17 protein-coding genes are annotated in these 19,603 nt (G+C 70.9%); 8 read left to right on the plus strand and 9 right to left on the minus strand.

All coding sequences use genetic code 11. From position 1 onward, the window contains the following. Positions 1-37: 37 nt before the first annotated feature. The 3 genes from ACZ4SF_RS27450 to ACZ4SF_RS27460 are packed head-to-tail and all read right to left on the minus strand — an operon-like array spanning position 38 to position 2,927. Positions 38-430 carry a hypothetical protein gene (locus ACZ4SF_RS27450; RefSeq protein WP_468389122.1) on the minus strand — a complete coding sequence of 131 codons (393 nt, stop codon included), beginning with the start codon at positions 428-430 and terminating at the stop codon, positions 38-40. Then, a complete protein-coding gene (locus tag ACZ4SF_RS27455; protein ID WP_468389124.1) occupies positions 430-2,775 on the minus strand; it encodes a DUF4132 domain-containing protein in 2,346 nt (781 codons plus the stop codon). The genes ACZ4SF_RS27450 and ACZ4SF_RS27455 overlap by 1 nt, the downstream gene beginning before the upstream one ends. Then, complete coding sequence (locus tag ACZ4SF_RS27460; protein WP_468389126.1) at positions 2,754-2,927, minus strand: hypothetical protein; 174 nt, start codon at positions 2,925-2,927, stop codon at positions 2,754-2,756. Before ACZ4SF_RS27460 ends, ACZ4SF_RS27455 begins: the two co-directional genes overlap by 22 nt. Positions 2,928-3,153: 226 nt before the next feature. Between ACZ4SF_RS27460 and ACZ4SF_RS27465 the strand changes: the two genes are divergently transcribed. Continuing rightward, a complete protein-coding gene (locus tag ACZ4SF_RS27465) occupies positions 3,154-4,848 on the plus strand; it encodes a hypothetical protein (RefSeq protein WP_468389128.1) in 1,695 nt (564 codons plus the stop codon). An 81-nt stretch (positions 4,849-4,929) separates the two neighbouring features. Here the strand turns inward: ACZ4SF_RS27465 and sigJ are convergent, their stop codons facing one another. Next, positions 4,930-5,865 (minus strand): RNA polymerase sigma factor SigJ, encoded by a 936-nt coding sequence (gene sigJ / locus ACZ4SF_RS27470; RefSeq protein ID WP_468389130.1) that lies wholly within the window; start codon positions 5,863-5,865, stop codon positions 4,930-4,932. Between the two features lie 193 nt (positions 5,866-6,058). Here sigJ and ACZ4SF_RS27475 point away from each other — a divergent pair, with 193 nt between their 5' ends. From ACZ4SF_RS27475 to ACZ4SF_RS27485, 3 genes are all read left to right on the plus strand, one after another. Next, positions 6,059-6,487, plus strand: coding sequence for a YybH family protein (locus ACZ4SF_RS27475; RefSeq protein ID WP_468389131.1), 429 nt, complete (start codon positions 6,059-6,061; stop codon positions 6,485-6,487). 166 nt (positions 6,488-6,653) lie between these two features. Next, the gene (locus ACZ4SF_RS27480; RefSeq protein ID WP_468389133.1) at positions 6,654-7,001 is read left to right on the plus strand and encodes a VOC family protein; all 348 of its coding nucleotides are present in this window, start codon (positions 6,654-6,656) and stop codon (positions 6,999-7,001) included. Positions 7,002-7,167: 166 nt separating this feature from the next. After that, on the plus strand, positions 7,168-8,397 hold the full coding sequence (locus tag ACZ4SF_RS27485; protein WP_468389135.1) for an MFS transporter: 1,230 nt from the start codon (positions 7,168-7,170) through the stop codon (positions 8,395-8,397). A gap of 61 nt (positions 8,398-8,458) precedes the next feature. Here the strand turns inward: ACZ4SF_RS27485 and ACZ4SF_RS27490 are convergent, their stop codons facing one another. After that, a complete protein-coding gene (locus ACZ4SF_RS27490) occupies positions 8,459-8,743 on the minus strand; it encodes a DUF7336 domain-containing protein (protein WP_468389137.1) in 285 nt (94 codons plus the stop codon). 663 nt (positions 8,744-9,406) lie between these two features. On the opposite strand from ACZ4SF_RS27490, the gene ACZ4SF_RS27495 reads away from it, so the two are divergent. From ACZ4SF_RS27495 to ACZ4SF_RS27505, 3 genes are all read left to right on the plus strand, one after another. Next, entirely contained in the window at positions 9,407-10,204 is a 798-nt protein-coding gene (locus ACZ4SF_RS27495) for a GNAT family N-acetyltransferase (protein ID WP_468389139.1), read from the plus strand. Between the two features lie 168 nt (positions 10,205-10,372). Next, entirely contained in the window at positions 10,373-10,597 is a 225-nt protein-coding gene (gene infA, locus ACZ4SF_RS27500; protein WP_468389141.1) for a translation initiation factor IF-1, read from the plus strand. Between the two features lie 240 nt (positions 10,598-10,837). Next, on the plus strand, positions 10,838-11,587 hold the full coding sequence (locus tag ACZ4SF_RS27505; protein WP_468389143.1) for a hypothetical protein: 750 nt from the start codon (positions 10,838-10,840) through the stop codon (positions 11,585-11,587). A gap of 98 nt (positions 11,588-11,685) precedes the next feature. Here the strand turns inward: ACZ4SF_RS27505 and ACZ4SF_RS27510 are convergent, their stop codons facing one another. From ACZ4SF_RS27510 to ACZ4SF_RS27520, 3 genes are all read right to left on the minus strand, one after another. Then, complete coding sequence (locus ACZ4SF_RS27510; RefSeq protein ID WP_468389145.1) at positions 11,686-13,287, minus strand: M4 family metallopeptidase; 1,602 nt, start codon at positions 13,285-13,287, stop codon at positions 11,686-11,688. 146 nt (positions 13,288-13,433) lie between these two features. Continuing rightward, entirely contained in the window at positions 13,434-14,414 is a 981-nt protein-coding gene (locus ACZ4SF_RS27515; protein ID WP_468389147.1) for a LysR family transcriptional regulator, read from the minus strand. A 454-nt stretch (positions 14,415-14,868) separates the two neighbouring features. Beyond that, positions 14,869-15,762: an alpha/beta fold hydrolase gene (locus tag ACZ4SF_RS27520; protein WP_468389149.1), complete on the minus strand. Its 894-nt coding sequence runs from the start codon at positions 15,760-15,762 to the stop codon at positions 14,869-14,871. A gap of 480 nt (positions 15,763-16,242) precedes the next feature. On the opposite strand from ACZ4SF_RS27520, the gene ACZ4SF_RS27525 reads away from it, so the two are divergent. After that, positions 16,243-16,707, plus strand: coding sequence for an EamA family transporter (locus tag ACZ4SF_RS27525; protein ID WP_468389481.1), 465 nt, complete (start codon positions 16,243-16,245; stop codon positions 16,705-16,707). A gap of 9 nt (positions 16,708-16,716) precedes the next feature. On the opposite strand, the gene ACZ4SF_RS27530 is transcribed toward ACZ4SF_RS27525, so the two are convergent. Next, positions 16,717-19,323: a SpoIIE family protein phosphatase gene (locus ACZ4SF_RS27530; protein ID WP_468389150.1), complete on the minus strand. Its 2,607-nt coding sequence runs from the start codon at positions 19,321-19,323 to the stop codon at positions 16,717-16,719. Positions 19,324-19,603 lie beyond the last annotated feature (280 nt).

A 19,603-nucleotide genomic window follows, 5' to 3' on the forward strand; every position in this document is an offset into this window, starting at 1 on the left:
GGCCCCTGCCCCGGCCGCACCGTGGGCGTGTCTGCGCTCAGCCCCCGACGAGGGCGACGAGCTTGATGAAGACCAGGTCGGGGTCGGCGGTGAGTTCCACGACCTCGTCGAGGTCCTCGACCTGGCGGTCGCCGGCGAGCACGAAGAACCCGTTGGCGAGGAAGGCACGCTCGGCTGTCTCGGCCTGGCTCTCCCAGTCGATGCGGCGGGGTTCGCGGAGCCGGTAGCCGTTCAGCTCCGTCTCGGCGTCGGCCGGCCGTACGAGGCCGTTGAAGCGGTGGCCCGGCGCGGCGTTGTGCCGGTCGACCTCCTCGCGGACCCGCAGCCTGATCAGCTCCCGTACGGTCATCCGGTCCGGCAGCCCGGCGACCGCCCACTCGCCGACCGGCTTGCCTGTCGCGGTCTCGTCCCGGAACGTCACGGTGGCCATCAGGCACCTCGCTCGATCTGCATGAGGATGGATTCGTCGGTGATCCGGGTGTCGGCGGCGAGCAGGAACGCCTTGCTGAGGATCAGGGAGAGGCGGTCGTCCTCGAAGGGCAGGAACAGCTTGCCGTCGCCCTTGCCGCGTGCCGGGACGATGCACAGGTAGCTGTCGTCCGGTGCCATCAGGATGTTGCCCGAACCGAGATGGATCCTGTAGGTGCGCAGATCGCCGCGGACGGTCAGGAAACGGCCGTCGAGCGAGCACCGGTCGGCGATCTTCAGGCGCGGCAGAATACGTGTCAGGGCGTCGCGGCGCGCCTCGGCGCTTGCGGTCAGCTCGGCGAAGGAGGCCCGCTCCCAGTAGGCGCGCCGGGGACCGCCGTCGGTCCAGTCGGGGTCGGCGGCGATCGAGGTCACGCCGACGAAGAGGTCCACATCGCGCATGGCCTCGCTGAACAGCAGAGGGGGCACGTCGGCGAGCGGGGTTTCGTGCCACGCACCGTCCACCCGCCGGTCGAACCGTACGTGGTCGGTCGAAGCCAGTTCGTCGCCGTCCGCCCAGTCGGCCCAGCTGTGGGAGAAGCGGACTCGCCATTCCCCCGCCGCGAGCGTGCGCTCGGCTTCGTCGGCGTCCCCGCCGTCCCAGGGGCCGAGTCTCCTGCTGTCCCAACCCCGCGCCCTGAAGAGGGCGTACATCCTGGGGTAGTGCACGAGGTGGGCGGCGAAACGGTTGGAGTGGACGCGGGTCTGCTCCTCGGCCGGAGTGAGCAGGTAGATCTCCCGGAACGCCTGTTTGAAGGGCTGCCGTATGCGCCGCTCGATGAGCAGGTCCCGCCAGGCCCGCACCGCGTCGGGCTCGGAGCGGAGCGGGTGCCACAGCCGTACGGAGGCGTCGGCGGGCGCCTCGGGAAGGTGCTCGTCCGTCTCGGGCAGCACGGCCCGCCACTCGCCGGGTGCGGTCTCGACCTCCCAGATGAGCCGGCGGACCAGGGTGCGGGCCAGTGGGTGTCCGGCCAGCTCGGTGCGCCACCAGCCGTAGGGATGGACGGCGTCGACGGCGAAGCCGCCCTCCAATGCGCGTACGAGCGTGACGAGCTGGGCGTTCACCCGCTTCACCAGGTCGCGCAGCTCCTTGACCAGGGCGGGGTGGTCGCGGCGGACCGGCGCGGGGAGGCTGCGCAGGGGGTGGCCGTCCTTCTGCCAGGTGAGCGTGGCGGTTTCGGCGACCGTGACGACGGCCTGGTAGTCGCCGGCCGTCCGGCACAGGACGCCGCCCGCGGTCCCGTCGCTGTCGGCCACGGTGCGGAAGTCCAGCCTGGGCAGCCGCAGGGCCACGTCGGTGCGCTCGGCCAGGGCTGCGTCGGCCTTCTTGAGCATCTTGTCGAGCTGCTTGGGCACTCCGGCGTGCCGGACGATGCGGCGCACGGTGCGGATCGCGGCCACCAGCTCGGGCGTCGGGAAGTCCTGCACGGCGCGCACCACCTCGTACAGCAGGCCCTGAGAGGGCAGGGTCTTCGCTGTCGTCGGGGCGAGGGCGACACCGGGCAGCAGTCGCTCGCACAGCGCCGGCAGCCAGGGTTCGTCGCGCAGCAGCGCCACGCGCAGGGCTTGTCCGAGTGTGGTGATCTCCCGGTCCGTGAACGCCTTGTCCGCCCGGTAGGGGATCTCGCCCGCCCGGATGGCGTCGGTGCGGCCGGCGGCCGCTTCCAGGGCACGGCGGGCGAACGCGGCGTAGGCCGGGTTGCCGGCCGCTCTGCGCCAGGCGTGCGGGGGCGGCGGGCTGAACTTGTCCTCCCGGGCGATCCCGGACAGCACCGTCCGTTCGTCCTGGGTGAGGCCGGCGACGACGGCCGTCTCGTCCGCGACGATGGGGCCCTCTTCCCGGGTCAGGCGTTCCACGGCCGCGCGCAGTGTCGTGGCGTCGGCGAGCTTCGCGACCGACAGCAGTGCATACGGCTGGCGCACGGTGTCCTGCTCCAGCAGGAGCGCGACCAGGGCGCGGGCCGGCCGGGACACGTCGGGCCGCGGTTCGGTGCAGTGCTCCACCGCGTCCAGGCCGCGGGTGAGGTCCGCCCAGCCGTGTTCCTCGCATCGCTCGAGGAGGGCTTCGAACATCAGGCGGCAGGCGTCGGGCGTGTAGCGCGGCCGTCGTTCCAGGGCGGCGTCCTCTACGACGAAACGGGCCCTTCGCATCGCGGGCGGGGCCGAGACACCGACCCGGCAGGCCGCCGCGAGCAGGCTGCCGAGTTCCTCGTCGGAGACCTGCGCCGGGTCCGGCTGTGCGTCCTGGTCGTCGTGGCTGAAGTCCGGGTCGGTCAGCGCGCGCATCAGCCGGGCTGCGAGGTCCATCGGACACCCCTCTTGATCGGGCGGAGGATCGTGACGTCGGTGCTCCTCGGGTCGGCGGCGGGCGGCGCCGACCCGCCGAGGACCAGGGCGAGAAGTGCGTCCTCGTGCGCGTCGCTCCCACGGGATGCGGCCGTCAAGGCGTCGTACAGCATGGCTGGATGATGACAGGGGGTACTGACAATGCGATCACCGCCGGCCGCCCCTCCGGTCCCGGAGGCTTGGCCGGACCGTTCCGACCGGGTGTCACACCTGCGGTGTCTTCCTGCGCGGTCGGGCCGGGATCGCTGCCGGCCTTCGCTAGGGTCGTGGCACCGGCCGTCTTCTTCGTGTCGTCCCAGGTGACCGGAGGCGGTCGGCCTGCGGCCCTGAGGAGCTTCCATGCAGTACTACGACCTCGGCAGCCACGGCCGGCGCGTGACCACGGCGTCCGCCGAGGCGCAGACCTGGTTCGACCGCGGGCTGAACTGGACGTACGGCTTCAACCACGAGGAGGCCGTGCGCTGTTTCGAGGCCGCCGCCGCGGCGGATCCGGACTGTGCGATGGCCGACTGGGGCGTGGCCTACGCGCTCGGCCCCAACTACAACAAGCCCTGGGAGTTCTTCGACGAGCAGGACCTGGGGCGGACGGTGGCGCGTGCGCATGCCGCCGTGCAGCGTGCACGGGCGAAGGCTGCCGGCGCCGCCCCCGTCGAGCAGGCACTCGTCGACGCCTTGGCGGCCCGGTATCCAAGGGCCCAGGCCCCGGAGGCCGAACACTGTTCCGTGTGGAACGTCGCCTACGCCGACAGCATGCGGGCCGTCCACCGGCTCGCGGCCGGTGACCTCGACGTGGCCACCCTGTACGCCGACGCCCTGATGAACCTCACGCCCTGGCAGCTGTGGGACATCCGCACGGGCAGGCCGGCCCCGGGCGCGCGGACCGACGAGGCCAGGGAGGTGCTCGAGCGGGCCATCGCCACGGAGGCGGGCGCGCGGCATCCGGGTCTGCTCCACATGTACGTCCACCTGATGGAGATGTCCCCGACTCCCGAGGCCGCCCTGACGGCGGCTGACCGGCTGCGCGGTCTGGTGCCGGACGCGGGCCACCTCCGGCACATGCCGTCACACCTGGAGGTGCTCTGCGGCGACTACCGCCGTGTGCTCTCCGACAACACCGCGGCGATCGCAGCCGACGAGAAGTTCCACGCCAGGGCCGGGGCGATGAACTTCTACACCCTGTACCGGTGTCACAACCACCACTTCAAGATCTATGGTGCGATGTTCCTCGGTCGTTTCCAGGACGCGATCGAGACGGCGGACCGGCTCGAAGCGGCCGTGCCCGAGGAACTGCTGCGCGTGGACAGCCCGCCCATGGCGGACTGGCTGGAGGGCTTCCTCGCGATGCGGGTGCACGTCCTCGTCCGCTTCGGCCGCTGGGACGACATCCTGCGGCTGCCGATCCCCGCCGACGCGCGGCTGTACTGCGTGACCACGGCCATGCTGCGGTACGCGCGCGGGGTCGCTCTCTCGGCCACGGGCCGGATCGACGAGGCCGGCAGGGAACGCGAGCTGTTCCGCGACGCGGTCGCCCGGGTCCCGCGGACGCGGATGCTGTTCAACAACACCTGTACGGACATCCTCGCCATCGCCGCGCACATGCTGGACGGGGAGCTGGAGTACCGCAAGGGCAGGTACGACACCGCGTTCGCGGCCCTGCGCCGGGCGATCGAGCTGGACGACGGCCTCCCGTACGACGAGCCGTGGGGGTGGATGCAGCCCACCCGGCACGCTTACGGCGCCCTGCTCCTCGAACAGGGCCTGGTCGCGGAGGCCGAGGCCGTCTACCGCGCCGACCTCGGACTCGACGACTCGCTGCCGCGCCCGCTGCAGCACCCGGGCAACGTGTGGGCGTTGCACGGCCTCCACGAGTGCCTCGTACGGCTCGGCAAGGAGGGGGAGGCACAGATCGTGGCCCAGCAGCTGAAGATCGCCGCGGCGATGGCCGACGTACCGATCGAGGCATCCTGCTCGTGCCGTCTGGAGACCGCCGCGGGCTCCGCGTCCCCCGACGGGTGCTGTGGCGAGGAGCAGTGAGGGCCGCGCGCCGCCTGCCGGCATGGACTGTGCCGTTGTTGATCACCTCGTCCGGGGGTGCGTGACGTTGGTGCCGGTCGCTCATCCCGTCGTCCAGGGCCGCAGCTTGTCGGGGTTGCGTACGGCCCAGATGTGCGTGATCCGGTCGTCCGTGACGTCGAATGCGATCACCGACTCGGTGGCGCCCGCACGTTGGATCACGAGGCCGGGCCGGGCGTTGACCGTGCGTTCCGCGAACGTCAGGTCCGGTGCGCCGAGGGCGAGTTCGACCATGTAGTGCGCGATCCGCTGCGCGCCTGTGACCGGGCGGCCCGCAGCGCTGACCACGCCGCCGCCGTCACCGACCGCCGTGGCGTCGGGGTCGAGCAGTCCGATGAGTGCGCCGATGTCCTTGGCTTCCCATGCCTGTCTGAAGTCCCTGACCAGGCCGGCCTGGTGCGCTGCGGGGGTGGCCGGTGCTTTGGCGGCGCGGATGCGGCGGCGGGCCGCGGAGGCCAGTTGGCGGCAGGCCGCCGGGGTGCGGCCGACGATGTCGGCCACTTCGGCGAAGGGATAGCGGAAGACGTCGTGCAGGACGAACGCGACGCGTTCGGCCGGGGTCATGGATTCGAGCACCACGAGGAAGGCCATGTTGATCGACTCGTCGAGTGTGACGCGGTCGGCCGGGTCGGCGGTGGTGTCACCCGGGCGCCCGGTGATCCAGTCGGAGGTGTCCGGCACCGGCTCGGGGACCCATTCGCCCACGTAGCGCTCGCGCCGGGACCGTGCCGAGCCGAGCAGGTTCAGGCAGATGCGGCTCGCAACCGTCGTCAGCCAGCCGCCGACCGATTCGACGGCCTCCTGCTGCGGGCGGGACAAGGCGTACCAGCGGGCGTAGGTCTCCTGAACGACGTCCTCCGCCTCGGACAGGGAACCGAGCAGGCGGTAGGCGAGGTTGATCAGCCGACGCCGTTCGCTCACGATCACGCACAGCTGCGGATCGAGGGCGCTGTCCGCAGGCCCGGGCGGGATGGTCATGGTCTTCCCCGTTTCCTTCGTCTCGACTGCTCTCAGCAGTACGACCAACCGGGTCGTCGCATTGTGAGGTCGCCGTGCCGCCTCACAATCCGGACGGCTGTCCGGTCGTACCGGACAGACACCATCGGTGCGCCGGTGTCCGTGCCCGGTTCACCGACACCGGCTGGCTGAGAACGCGTCATTGGAGGATGCGATGCATACGAACGAACACGAGGTCAGGGCTCTGTTGGAAAGCCGGGCCGACGCCAGTCGGACGAAGGACATCGCCCGGCTCATGTCGCACTACTCCCCCGACATCGTCTACTACGACGTCGTGCCCCCCATGCAGTTCACGGGGCTGGACGAGGTGCGCCGCAACTTCGTGCGCTGGTTCGACGAATACGACGGCCCCATCAGCCTGGAGACCCGCGACCTCACCGTGGCGACCAGCGCCGAAGTCGCCTTCGCGCACATGCTTCACCTGGACTCCGGCACACGCAAGAACGGGCTCCCCATCGCGATCTGGGTACGCTCGACCGTTTGCTGCCGCCGGGTGGGCGGCACCTGGCTGATCACGCACGAACACATCTCCGTGCCGGTCGACCCGGAGAACCTCCGAGCCTGGTTTCCACCGGCCATGTGAAGCGGCCCGGGTGCGGGCCGCCGGCCGGCGTGTCTCTCCGCACGGCGCGACCCGGCGGGCGACAAGCCGGCACGGGCCGTGCGGCGAAGGTGCGTGCGGTGACGGACTAGCCGTAGTACCCCTGGACTGTCCTGGATCCGCGCTCTGTTCTCGTCAGGAGGCGTCGATGGCCGTGCGCCGCGTCATGCCCGTCATCCAGTCACAGGCTGTACAGGAGAGCCGGGAGTTCTACGGCCTGCTGGGCTTCGAGGAAGTCATGAATCACGGCTGGATCGTGACGCTTGCCTCACCGTCCAGTCCGACGGCGCAGGTCAGCGTCATGACCAGCGACAAGACCGCCCCCGTCACTCCCGACGTGAGCATCGAGGTCGACGACGTGGACGCGGCCTACGCGGCGATGCGGGACAGCGGCGCGGAGATCGTTCATGCGCTGCGGGACGAGGAGTGGGGAGTACGGCGGTTCTTCGTCCGCGATCCCAACGGCCGCGTGGTCAACGTGCTGAGTCACCGCTGACGTCTCCCGGGATTCGATCCCGCGTCCGGCGGCGCGGCGCCGGCGGCTGCCGGTCCCGCCGAACTCCGGTGACCGGTCGCCGGCTGCCGCGCGACCACAATGGGCCACTGACACGGGAGGCAATTGGGTCTGCTCAGCGGTCCACCCGGCTTCTACCGTGATCGGTATGACGAATCGACCGCGGCGTCTTCTGGCTCTCACCCAGCTCGCCAACTCCACTGGGGACGGCGCCTATTACGTGACCTCGGCGCTGTACTTCACCCATGTCGCCGGGCTCGCGCCGGCACGCGTCGGGCTCGCCCTGACGCTCGCCTGGGCGGTCGGTTCACTGGTCGGCGTGCCGCTCGGACGGCTGGCCGACCGGCGCGGGCCACGCGGCACATCGGTGCTGCTGGCGCTGGCGACCTCGGCAGCGATCACCTCTTTTCTCCTGGCCGAGGGGTTCGTACCGTTCCTTGTGACCGCCTGCGCCTATGCCTCCGCGCAGTCAGGACTCGCAGCCGCCCGGCAGGCATTGCTGACGGGCCTGGTCCCGGCCGGTGAGCGGACGGACCTGCTGGCGCGGTTGCAGGCGACCTTGAACGGCGGACTCGCCGTGGGTGCCGCGCTCGGCGGACTCGCGCTGAGTGCCGCCACCGCGGCCGCGTACCGGGGTGTGCTCGTGCTGGACACGGTCTGCTTCCTGGTCTGCGCGCTGCTCCTGTCGCGACTGCCCGCCGTAGCCGGCACGACCGCCGACTCCACCACCACGGCCGGCGGTGGGCAGCGTTTCGCCGTGCTGCGCGACCGACCGTACGCCCTCGTCGCGCTCCTCAACGCCGTTCTGCTGCTGCGGCTGCCGCTGCTCAGCCTTGTGCTGCCGCTGTGGATCACCCAGCGGACCGGGGCACCTGCCTGGCTGGCCTCAGGGCTGTTCGTCCTCAACACGCTCGCTGTGACACTGCTGCAGGTACGCACGGCCAAGACCGTGACGGGACTCGGCACCGCCCTGCGGGCTCTGCGCCGCTGCGGGCTCGTCATGTTCGCCTCCTGCGCGGTGTTCGCCCTGTCGGCAGGGCGGCCGGCCTGGCCCGCGGCGGCCCTCCTGATCGCCGGTGCGGTGCTTCAAGTCGTGGCGGAGATGCAGCAGTCGGCGGGTTCTTGGCAGCTCTCCTTCGATCTGGCGCCCGCCGACCGGATCGGCGAGTACCAGGGCTTCTTCGGCACCGGCGTGACGATCGCCCGCACGCTCGGCCCGCTTCTGCTGACCTGGCTCCTGCTGGACTGGGGCACGCCCGGCTGGCTCCTGCTCGGCGCGCTCATGCCGGCCGCCGCGTACGCCTTGGGTCCCGCCGCACGCCGGGCAGCCGGCCACCGCACGCCCCGGCGGGCCACGGAACCGGCTCTGGCGAGCTGACCGGCAGCACGAAGACGCGGCAGCACGAAGACGCGGCAGCGCACCGACAGAACTGCGGGACTCAGGTCCCAGGGAGGATGCGCACGAAACCCTCCGACCACTCGTCCTCGTCGAGCCCGTGTTCGTCGATGACGAAGCAGTCCGGCTCGTCGGCAAAACCCGGCAGGAGCCGTGCTCGGCGCATACGCTCCCTGGCCTTCTCCGGGGTGGAGTAGACACCGAGCAGCTTCGCGTCGTCACCGTCCTGCTCATCGATGTACACGGTCTCACCTTGGACGTGGAGGGTTGCACCGTCGTCACCGGCTTCGTTCCGGTGCCCGATGTGCCACAGGAGATAGACCGTCATCGCGGCAGGCTACCTGCACCGCCACGGCATGCCGCGGCGAGGCCGGCCGGGACCGTCGTCCGTGGCGCTCTCGGCGACCTCCGTCAGTGTCGCGGTCAGAGGGAACTGCAGCGGCCACACGCCAAGCGTCCAGGAATCTTGACGCTTTGGCGAGGCTGGTGCTCCACTGGCGCCGGCGTCCGGCAGCCGAGGGGAATCGATGGATCACGCCGAAATCGACCGCGCCACAGCACGGATACGCGAACTGGTGGCCGACCGCTACGTCTTCCGGAGCTCGGGGAACGCATCGCCGCCGACTTCGGCCGGACCGCACGCACCGGCCGGAGAAGGCACCGGCGTCCAACCCGACATCCCCACCACAGCCCACGACGCGCTCCCCACCGCCCACGCCGCCGCTCTCGCGCGTACCTCTATCCGCGCGGCCCCCTGACGAGCCACCACCGACCACGGATTCACAACTCCCGTTCTCCGGAAGGGACTCGAATTCGGTTGGACCGGCCGGCCCACCCTGATACCGTCTGAGCAGCCGTGAGAGAACGCGAGGAGGTGAGAACCCATGAAGGCTGTATCCATGTGGGTGCTCCCCCTTGTCGTCACGGTGGGCGATTGACGTAGGTGTCGCCGGGAGCGCCTCGGACAAGGCACTCCTGAGAGGCACCACCTATGAACTTCGTGCAATCCCCTTCGGGCACGGGCCACCACCCGGTCGTGGTCACGCGGGTTTCGGACATGCAATGGCACGCCGTGGAGGACGACCGGACGGTCGGCCGCGGCAACGCTTCGCGCCGATCCGACGGGCGGCTCTTCATCAGCGTCGACGCGTGGCACGGCGAGGTCTTCGACCGCCTCGCCGACGCCATGCTGACGGACCTGCCGACACCGTTGCACACCGTCGTCGACGAGTCCGACCACGACTCGACGCTCGCCTGGGAACGGGCCGGCTTCGCCGCGGCCCGCCGCGAATGGGGCTACCTCGTGCCCACCGACCCGGAGGTCACCGGGCTCGCTTCGGTGCGGCCCCCGTCAGGAGTGACGATCGTGCCCTCCGGCGAGGCGGAGCAGGGCCCGTTGGGCGCCCTGGACCGCATCATCCGCGACGAGGTCGAGGCCACCGTCGGATGGCGGACGATGCCGGCCGAGGTACTGCCCCGTCCGGCGGAGACCACCCTGCTCGACCCGTCGAAGTACACCGTGGCGCGGCACTCCGGCTCGTACGTGGGCCTGATCCGGGTGGCACCGCTGCCCCGGCAGCCACGGATCGGACTGATCGCCGTCCGGGCCGACAGGCACCGCCGGGGGATCGCCCGGGCGCTGCTGGCCCACTCACTGGGATCGCTGCACCGCTCCGGGACCGCTTGGGCATGGGCAGAGGTGGACGAGTCCAACGCGGCGGCCACCGCCCTGTTCGAGGGCATCGGTGCCCGGCGCGCGGCCAGCACCCTGGAACTCGTCCACCGCTAGCGGGCCCGTCCGTCGGCGCGGTGCAGCGCCGGCGGACGGGCGCCGGTCCGCCGTCGTCCGCGGATCGGCTGCGCGTGTCCGGCCGCTCGCAGACGGCATCGCGGCCGACCGTGCGCCGCATTCCTTTCCTACCGAACACACCGTCGCAGAACGGGAGAACCGAACGACATGACGAAGTCATCAGGTGGCGTAGAAGTCGAAGGCACCGTCATCGAGTGCCTGCGCAACGCCACCTTCAAGGTGGAGCTGCAGAACGGGCACACGGTGCTCGCCCACATCAGCGGCAAGATCCGCAAGAACTACATCAAGATCCTCCCGTACGACCGGGTGCTCGTGGAGCTCAGCCCCTACGACCTCACCCGCGGACGGATCCGCTACCGCTACCGCGCGTAGCGGGTTCTCGTGGACCACGCGGCGGCACGGTCATCGTTGCCGCGCCGCCGCGTGTGCTCACCCACTGCCACCTCCACCCGGGTGCCCAGACCGAGCCGGCATACGCCTCTGGATTCTGTTCGTGCAGTCACGTCCGGCCGAAAAGGGCGTCCACGGAAACCCGCCAGGCGTACGCGGCACCCCCCAGGCGTACGCGGAAACCCGCAGGACTACGGTCACTGGCTCCGGCACCATCGGTGCATGACCTCGCAAACGCATCTGCTGTCCCTGCGCATCGTCGTTCCACCGCTCGGAAGCCGGCAGGGCACCGTGGAATGCCGGCCGATCGTCAGCGGGCGGGACGTCCTGGCCGAAGTGTTCGACGAGGGACCGGCTCAGGACCCGCGCCGGCTGCTGGGTCCGAGTGCACCGCTGCACGCGACCGGCACCCCTCGTGAGGTGCGGCTTGCCGAGGCCGAGTGCACGGAAGGCTGCTGCGGCGCCGTCTACGTGACCATCAGGCGCGACGGAGATCAGGTGATCTGGAGCGGCTGGCGCAACCCGGATGCCCGGGATGTCGGTCTCCCGGAGCTGCGATTCGACGTCGGCCAGTACGAAGCGGAGGTCCACAGGGCAGCGACGGACCACAGCTGGGAGTGGCCGGCCCGAACGGTCGCCAGGCTCCTGGAGGAGCGGCTCCGGGAGCGGACCGGCTGGCTGACCACCTGGGAATGCGAGCTGGGAGCCGTCTCGGCCTGGCCTCAGGAACCTGACCGGATCAACGTCTTCCTGTTCCATCCCGGCCGTTCCGCGATCAGGGAAGACCGGCCCTGGCTTCAGTTCCGCATGACCCTTCCGGTCTCCGGAGACGACCCGGTCGACCAGGTGAGACGCCTTGAGGCGTGCCTCGTTGCCCAGGACCCCCGCGAGGTCGCCGAAGTCTGCGGCGGTTCGCGGGAGTTCGCCGATCGACTCGGATACCCCTGGCCGGGGCCCCGACGGCGTGCATGAAGCAGGGTCGAAGCGGAGAACGGGGCCCGGACGACGGCTGTGAGGCGCTCGTGGTCGTCCGGGCCGGCTTTCCATGATTCCGGCGGTGCGTCGCCGGGTCAGAGGACGTTGACCGCGCTCCAGGCCGCGGCCACCTTGGTGTACTCGGGGCTGGCGGCGCCGTAGAGGTCCTTCGCCGCGTTCAGAGTCGCGGTGCGGGCGCCCTTGTAGTCGGTGGTGGAGGTCATGTAGACGGACAGCGCCCGGTACCAGATGGCGGAGGCCTTCTGGTTGCCGATGCCGGTGACGGTGGAGCCGTTGCAGGTGGGGCTGTTGTAGGTGACGCCGTTGATGGTCTTGGCGCCGCTGCCCTCGCTCGCGAGGTAGAACCAGTGGTTGCCGACGCCCGAGGAGTAGTGCACGTCGAGACGGCCGACGGACTTCGACCAGCAGTCGGCCGAGCGGCCGTCCAGGGACGGCTTGTCGAAGCGGCGCAGCCACGGCGGGGTGGACTGGTCGCTGAAGAGGTAGTCGGGGGTGTCGACCGGGTTGTTCGCGTACCACTCGACCATGGTGCCGAGGATGTCGCTCGTGGCCTCGTTCAGGCCGCCGGACTCACCGCTGTAGCGCAGGTTGGCAGTGGCCGAGGTGACGCCGTGGGTCATCTCGTGACCCATGGTGTCGAGGTCGACCTGCTCGGGGTCGACGCTCCCGTCGCCGTCACCGGTCAGCATGCAGAAGCAGGAGTCCGACCACTGGGCGTTGTCCCAGTTGGTGCCGACGTGGACGAAGACCGTGGCGCCGCGGCCGTCGTTCTTGATGCCGTTGCGGCCGAAGGTCGTCTTGTAGTAGTCGAACGTCTTGGCGGTGTTGGCGTGCGCGTCGACGGCGGCGGTGGCGCGGTTGGTGGAGAACTTCCTGCCGTCGCCCCAGATGTTGTCGGCGTCGGTGAACAGGGTGCCGGAGGAGCTTTTCAGGGACGAGGACGAGAGGTTGTTCGCGTCCTTGGTGATGTGGCCGCGCACCGGGTCGATCAGGGCGAAGGTGCCGTCGGACTGCTGGGTGGTGTCGATGCCGATGTCACCGGTGTACTCGGAGTGGCCGGTGCCGGTCGACTCGCGCTCGGCGTCGTAGTTCTCGATCGCCGCACCGGTGGTGGCGTCGGTGACGAAGACCTCGCCGTGCGGCTGGCCCTTGTCGCCCAGGCCCTGCACCGTGGTGCGCCAGGCCAGGCGGGGGGTGCCGTCGGCGGCCCACACGATCAGCTCGGGGGTGGACTTCGCGTTGCGCACCAGCCCGTGCGAGCGCTTCAGGGCGCTGGCCGCGGTGCCCTTTGCACCGACGGCGGGAGCGACGGACTTGAGCGCCACCTTGTGGGCCTTGGCGCGCGTGGATCCTCTGAGCGAGCCGTCGGCCTTCTGGTGGACGACGAAGTCGCCGCCGACGACGGGGAGACCGCGGTAGGCCCGCTCGAAACGGACGTGCTGGGTGCCGTCGGCGTCGATCACGACGTCCTTCACCTTGAGCGTCTGGCCCGCGCCGAACCCGAACGTGTCGGCGTGCCGGGTCACGTTCGCCTTGGCGTGGGATATCGCCGTGTCGCGGACGGCTGTTCCGCCCTGCAGTGCATCGGTCTGCGAGTGCGCGGGGACGGCCATCGCACCCGCGGTGATGACGCCGGCGGCGACCATGGTGGAAAGGGCAAGAAGGGGACGGGGCATGACGGGGTGATTCCTTCGCTCGTCGTGGGGTGACGACGTCCTTGGGACGTTGACGCGAAGTGTTCACCAGGTGACATGTTCCTGACGTGATCCCATCTGGGATATAACTGCGGAGTTATAGGGCTCAGAGGTTCGCGGCCCGGCCGTCACCTGCCCTCGCCGAGGGCGAACTCCTCTCCCCCCTGCTCCCACCAGGCCAGATACTGCGGCCGCTGCCGCACCAGCGACAGATAGGCGGCAAGCAACCCCTCGTACGCCGCGTCGGCCAGCTCGGCCGGAACCGATTCCGTGTTCCAGGCCAGCAGGAGCCGCCGGTGCAACGGGACGTCCACGAGCGGCCGCTGAACGGTGCCCTCGGCGGAGACTTCGGCGGTCGGCCACACGCCGCAGACGGCACGCCGCCCGGCGACCAGGATCTGCGCCACGGACAGGTCCGGCGTCACATGGGCGATGCGCGGAGTGAACCCCGCCGCCTGGCAGGTGAGATGGAGGTACGCGTGCATACCGCTCTCGTCGGCCTCCGGCATGACCCAGTCCTCGCCCGCCAGTTCATGGAGGCTGACCATCTCCCGGCACGCCAGCGGGTGATCCTCGGCGAGCAGGACGAAGACCGGCTCGCGCAGCAGTGTGCGGGTCGCCACCCACTCGCCGACCGGGAGGGGAAAGCCCGGGAACTCGCCGCATACCGCGATGTCGCACTTCGACAGGCTCAGCAGTTTCATCAGCGTGTGCACGGAGCGGCGGGCGTCTATGGTGAGCCGGCGCTCCGGGACGAGTTCGAAGAGGGCGGAGACCAGCAGGGACACCAAGGGACCGGCGGTTCCGCCCGCCCTCAGCGGGGCGGCGGCCTCTCGGTCCGCCTCGGCCGCCGAACGCGCGTGCTCGCGCAGCCGGTCGAAGCCGGCGACGAGGTCGCGGGCGCAGCGCAGGACGTACTGCCCGTTCTCGTTCGGCGTCACCCCGTCGGCACTGCGGACGAAGAGCGGACCGCCCAGCTCGTGTTCGATGCGCTTCAGCTGAGCGCTCGTGGCCGGCTGCGAGAGCTGCAGCCGTGCGGCGGCCCTGCGGATGCTGCCGGACTCGGCGACGGTGAGCAGCATTCGGAGGTGCCGGAACTCGAGGTGCATGACCATTCCCCGCTCAGCGCGAGGGACCCTGCACCCCCCGTGACCTGCAGAACCAGTTGCCCGACGGCATGGTGACCAAGAGTCTGACGGACTTGTTGAGGCGGCAACCACGGGTTGGTAAAACCTGCGTGCGAACGCTACGGCTTTTCGCCGGCATCACGGTGCCGGTCCGTCCGTATCAGCGGGTTCGACTGGCTTTGTCCCCGGCTGACAGGCCATCGGGCCGGTGAGGACCTGCGCGGTCGCCGGGGGGGGAGGGCTGGCCGAGGTTCGAGGCGGCGCGCACTCGGGCGGTGGCGGCGGTCTCCGGGCCGGCCGAGGACCGAACGGCTTCTGGGCATGCATGCGCCTGGCCGCACGCCGCTGAGCAGACATCCGCTCGCGCGTGCGGCCAGGCGAAGAATCACGGATTCGTCCGCGCCTCTCCCTCCCCGTGGCGCGGTGACGGACGCCCTCAGCGACCGCTCGTGGCTTTCGATCGCCGGCGGCGGGCGAGGAGGACGACCGCGGAACCGACGCCGACCGACGCGACGGCCGTTCCGCCGAGGGTGGCGGCTTGCATCCCCGGCCGTCCGGAGCCGGTGTCCGCGAGGGCCGGGCCGGAACGATCGGCGTCGGTCGCCGTCGTGGTGACGGTGGTGGTGGCGGCCCGGGAGGCCTGCTCGATCAGGCCGGTGACCGCGCCGGGCTGGGAGACCGAGACGGCGTGGGACGCTTTGACCTCGACGGTGTGCGCGTGGGCGCGTCGCGCCATGAAGCGCTGCGAGGCCGGCGGAATGTTGCGGTCCTCGGTGGTGATCAGAGTCCAGGTGGGTATCGTCTTCCAGGCGGCCTTGGTGGCCTTCTCCTGCAGGGCCGAGGCGGCCACGGGTCGCTGAGTGGCGGCCATCAGGTCGGTGACCGACCTGGGCACGTCGGCGGCGAACTGGTCGTGGAACCTGTCCGGCCGGATGTACTGGTCCGTGCCGGTGCCACCGCCCGGAAGGGGGAAGGGCACATTGTCGAGCGCGCTGCCGAGAGTGCTCCCGGGGAACTTGCCGGACAGTTCCAGGGCGCTCTCCCCCTCTGCGGGGCTGAAGGCGGCGACGTAGACCAGCGCCTTGACCTGGGCGTCGCCGACGGCCGCTTCGCTGATCACGGCGCCGCCGTAGGAGTGACCGGCGAGCACGACCGGTCCGTGCACGCTCTTCAGCACGCTGTGGACGTACTCGGCGTCACTGGCAAGCCCGCGGAGCGGGTTGGCCGGAGCGATGACCGGATACCCCGCCTGCTGCAGACGCTTGACCACGCCGTTCCAGCTGGAGGCGTCGGCGAAGGCGCCGTGCACCAGCACAACGGTGGGCTTCACACCGCCGGCGCCACCGTCCGCCGAGGCCGGTGGCGCCGGGACCGTGCACAGGACGGCGACGGCGCATCCAGCCGCCGTTCGGTGGAGGCGTCGCGTGTGACGTCGTATGCCAGGGACCGCACTCATTGCGTTCTCGCCTTCCGTCGGACCGTACGCCCCATCAGCTTCACGCGTACGTGGCAGTGAGCCAGCCCACCGGGTGCAATCGGGTGAAACCGGTACTGCACTCGGTGTGATCGCTTCGGCGAGAGGAGTCGGCGCCGGCCCCGACTCGATGAGATCACGCTTTCGCGTACGTCGGAGCGCCCGTCAGCCTGTGAGGCAGCGTCACGGGCGAAGCCGTGGGCCGGACTCACGGGCGTACCGGGCTGACGCGCCCGTCCGCCGGGGAGCCCGGCGTTTCGGTCCCTGTCCCCGCGCCGGAGCGGAAATTCACGTGCCGTGCGGCATCCGACCCTCCACAATCCACGCGTGGCCACCATGAACGTCGACCCGACGGAACGCGGCGCGTCCCCCCGAGCCTCGCTGACCACGCCTGCCGGACGTGCTTTCGGCGCGATCCCGCCAACGGCACTGCTACTGCTCGGCATCGTCAGCGTCCAGGTGGGCTCGGCAGCGGCCAAGCACCTGTTCGGCGAAGTGGGCAGCTTCGGGACGGTCGCGTTGCGGCTGTTCGGAACGGCGCTGATCCAGCCATGGATCCTGATTGCGGGACTCGGCGTGGCACTGCTGTCGTCGGTGATCCCGTACTCGCTGGATCTGGAAGCGCTGCGTGAGATCCCGCCCCGCGTCTTCGGCATCCTGATGAGCCTGGAGCCGGCGATGGCGGCCCTCGTCGGCCTCATCGTGCTCCGGGAGTCGCTGCGCTGGTCGCAGTGGATCGCCGTGCTGTGCGTGGTGGCCGCATCGGCGGGCGCCGCTCGCAGCTCCCGTCCGCAGGGGTGACGGCGGGCCTCAGTCGGCGGTGGGCAGCGGCTGGTGGCCGGGTGGGATCGCCTGCTCGGTCCAGATCGTCTTGCCGCCGGGGGTGTAGCGCGTCCCCCAACGCTGGACCAGCTGCGCGACGATGAACAGGCCCCGTCCGCCCTCGTCGTAGATGGCGGCATGGCGCAGATGGGGAGAGGAGTGTCCTCTGTCCGACACCTCGCACAGGAAGGTACGGTCCCGGATCAGCCGCAGCTGTATCGGTGCCGAGGCATACCGGATGGCGTTGGTGACCAGTTCGCTGATCACCAGGTCGGTGGTGAACGTCAGCTCCTGCAGCCCCCACTTCTCCAGTTGCTCGTCCGCGAGGGTGCGGGCGAGGCTCACGGAGGCCGGCTGCGCGGGCAGCTCCCAGACGGCGACCTGCTCGGTGTCCAGCAGCCGGGTGCGCACGAGCAGCATGGTGATGTCGTCCCTGGCCGGCTCGTCGGGGTGCATGCCGGCGAGGGTCTCGTCACACAGGCTCTCGAGGGGGCGGGCGGGGCCGGCCAGGATCCGGGCCAGCTGACCGAGGCCCACATCGATGTCCTGGCCCCTCGATTCCACCAGCCCGTCGGTGTACAGGGCCAGCAGGCTGCCGTGGCCCAGGCTGAACTCCACCGTCTCGAACGGGAGCCCGCCCAGCCCCAGCGGCGGCCCGGGTGGCAGGTCGAGGAACCCGACCGCGCCCGTGAGGGGGTCCACGATCGCCGGCGGGAGATGGCCCGCGCTGGCGATGCTGCACAGGCCGCTGACCGGATCGTAGATCGCGTACAGACAGGTCGCCCCGACCGCGTCGTCGTAGACCAGCTGGTCCGCATGACCGGGCTGCGAGCCCGCCCCCGTGCCACTCCGCCCGTACGTGCCGTCGCCCCCGCCCTGGCCGGTGGTCGTCCATGTCCCTCGGTCCGTGCCCCAGTCCGCCCCGTCGATGGTCTGCCCGACGAGGTCGTCCAGCCGGCTCAGCAGCTCGCCGGGGGGCAGGTCCAGGCGGGCCAGGGCGCGCACGGTGGTACGCAGGCGCCCCATCGTGGCCGCGGCACGCAGTCCGTGGCCGACCACGTCGCCCACGACCAGACCCACTCGGGTACCGGAGAGCGGGATCACATCGAACCAGTCGCCGCCGACGCCGACCTGGCTCTCCGCCGGAAGGTAACGGCAGGCCACCTCCATCGCGCTCTGGGCAGGCAGGCGGTGCGGCAGCAGGAGGCGCTGGAGCGTCACGGCGGCCCTGCGCTCCCGGGTGTAGCGACGGGCGTTGTCCAGGCAGACCGCGGTGTGCGTGGCCAGTTCCTCGCCCAGGGTGCGCTCGTCGGCGTCGAACGGGAAGGAGGTGGGCTCCCGCCGGAAGGTGACCAGGCCCATGATGACGCCGCGGGCGCGCAGAGGCATCACCAGGCAGGACGGGACGGCAGCGTCGGGCTCCGCCGCGACAGGCCGTCCGCCGGCTGTCTTCGCGCCGCCGTGTTCCAGTACAGGTTCACCGGTGGCGAGGCAGACGGCCTGCGGCGACCCCGGGGCGTACCGGACCGGGTGGGCGCCGGACCGGCCGGCGACGCGGTCCTCACGCGCACCGTCCCGGTGGCCGGCCCGGCCGCGTCCGGCCACGCGCATCAGTGGCTGGCGCGTGCTCCCCGCCGTGGGCTCCTCGCCGTCCAGGACGACCGACACCAGATCCACCGTGACCTCGTCGGCGAAACCGGGCACGGCGACCTCGGCGAGCTGCCGGGCGGTCTCCTCGATGCCGAGCGTGGCACCGATCCGCCGCCCGGCCAGCGCCATCAGGGCCATCCGTTGCTGAGCACGGTAACGGTCGGTGATGTCGAAGGCGTCCTCGCACACGCCGAGCGTGTTCCCGCGCCCGTCCAGCAGCCGGTAGTAGGAGCACGACCAGACGTGATCCGCTGTGGCTTCCACCGGCGGCCGACCGCGAAAGTGCAGGTCGATGACGGGCTCTCCGGTGTCCAGGACGCGCCGCATCACCTCCCCCAGCGTGCGCCCGTACCCCTCGGTCAGCACCTCGCCGACGCCGTACAGTTCCTCGGAGGTCTTGCCGACGTAGTCCGACAGCGGTGCCCCGACCTCACGGTCGGAGGCCGCGTTCGCCCAGGTCAGCCGTAGCTCGGCGTCGTAGATCGCGAGACCGATCGGGGACTGGGTGGCAAGGCCGTGCAGCATCGCCTGGCGGGCCTCCCAGGCCCGCTCCTCCTCCAGGCCGACGGCGGCGAGCACCCAGCCCGGCCGCGTTCCGCCGCGGTCGACCGGACACATGGTGACCGCCGCCCACAGTGCGTGACCGTCACGGTGCCGCACCGCGATCACTTCGCTGAAGGCCTCCCGCGCGCGGACCGCGTCCGCTGCCCGTGCCTCGACCGGCACCGCCCTCGGGACAGCCAGCAGGCTGTCCCCGCTGCGTCCGACCACCTCGTCGGGAGCGTAGCCGAGCAAGTGCTGGGCGGCCGGGCTCCAGCCGATCACCACGCCACGGTCGTCCAGGACCGCCGTGGCCGCCCTGGTGAGAGCGAGCGGCCCACCGATGTCGAAGTCGCTCACCGTACTCTTCGGACCCATCACCCACTCGACCTGGTCTTTGCCCATGTCCCACCATCCGCCCCCGTCAGGACCAGCACAACCCGGACGGACACCGCGGGCAGGGAAGGTGCAGGGTGCAGCATCGCCTCGATGGCCGTGCGGCTCGCATGGCGCCGGCGCGGCGCCGCGGTGATCGCAGGACGCCGGCGTGGCCGTCGATGCGTGCATCGACACGCCGGCGACGGATACGTGGAACCGGCGGCGGAGTTGGCGTGCGGCCCGCCCCGATCCACACGATCCGCGACCGGCAGGCCGCGGCCGAGGTACGCCGTGACTCCGGCCCCGC

The organism is Streptomyces sp. NPDC027663, assembly GCF_055566415.1.

Excerpts from the sequence above, each read along its gene's own strand:
- ACZ4SF_RS27450 (WP_468389122.1), bottom strand. The coding sequence starts at position 430 with ATGGCCACCGTGACGTTCCGGGACGAGACCGCGACAGGCAAGCCGGTC.
- ACZ4SF_RS27455 (WP_468389124.1), bottom strand. The coding sequence starts at position 2,775 with ATGGACCTCGCAGCCCGGCTGATGCGCGCGCTGACCGACCCGGACTTC.
- ACZ4SF_RS27460 (WP_468389126.1), bottom strand. The coding sequence starts at position 2,927 with ATGCTGTACGACGCCTTGACGGCCGCATCCCGTGGGAGCGACGCGCAC.
- ACZ4SF_RS27465 (WP_468389128.1), top strand. The coding sequence starts at position 3,154 with ATGCAGTACTACGACCTCGGCAGCCACGGCCGGCGCGTGACCACGGCG.
- sigJ (WP_468389130.1), bottom strand. The coding sequence starts at position 5,865 with ATGACCATCCCGCCCGGGCCTGCGGACAGCGCCCTCGATCCGCAGCTG.
- ACZ4SF_RS27475 (WP_468389131.1), top strand. The coding sequence starts at position 6,059 with ATGCATACGAACGAACACGAGGTCAGGGCTCTGTTGGAAAGCCGGGCC.
- ACZ4SF_RS27480 (WP_468389133.1), top strand. The coding sequence starts at position 6,654 with ATGGCCGTGCGCCGCGTCATGCCCGTCATCCAGTCACAGGCTGTACAG.
- ACZ4SF_RS27485 (WP_468389135.1), top strand. The coding sequence starts at position 7,168 with ATGACGAATCGACCGCGGCGTCTTCTGGCTCTCACCCAGCTCGCCAAC.
- ACZ4SF_RS27490 (WP_468389137.1), bottom strand. The coding sequence starts at position 8,743 with ATGACGGTCTATCTCCTGTGGCACATCGGGCACCGGAACGAAGCCGGT.
- ACZ4SF_RS27495 (WP_468389139.1), top strand. The coding sequence starts at position 9,407 with ATGAACTTCGTGCAATCCCCTTCGGGCACGGGCCACCACCCGGTCGTG.
- infA (WP_468389141.1), top strand. The coding sequence starts at position 10,373 with ATGACGAAGTCATCAGGTGGCGTAGAAGTCGAAGGCACCGTCATCGAG.
- ACZ4SF_RS27505 (WP_468389143.1), top strand. The coding sequence starts at position 10,838 with ATGACCTCGCAAACGCATCTGCTGTCCCTGCGCATCGTCGTTCCACCG.
- ACZ4SF_RS27510 (WP_468389145.1), bottom strand. The coding sequence starts at position 13,287 with ATGCCCCGTCCCCTTCTTGCCCTTTCCACCATGGTCGCCGCCGGCGTC.
- ACZ4SF_RS27515 (WP_468389147.1), bottom strand. The coding sequence starts at position 14,414 with ATGCACCTCGAGTTCCGGCACCTCCGAATGCTGCTCACCGTCGCCGAG.
- ACZ4SF_RS27525 (WP_468389481.1), top strand. The coding sequence starts at position 16,243 with ATGAACGTCGACCCGACGGAACGCGGCGCGTCCCCCCGAGCCTCGCTG.
- ACZ4SF_RS27530 (WP_468389150.1), bottom strand. The coding sequence starts at position 19,323 with ATGGGCAAAGACCAGGTCGAGTGGGTGATGGGTCCGAAGAGTACGGTG.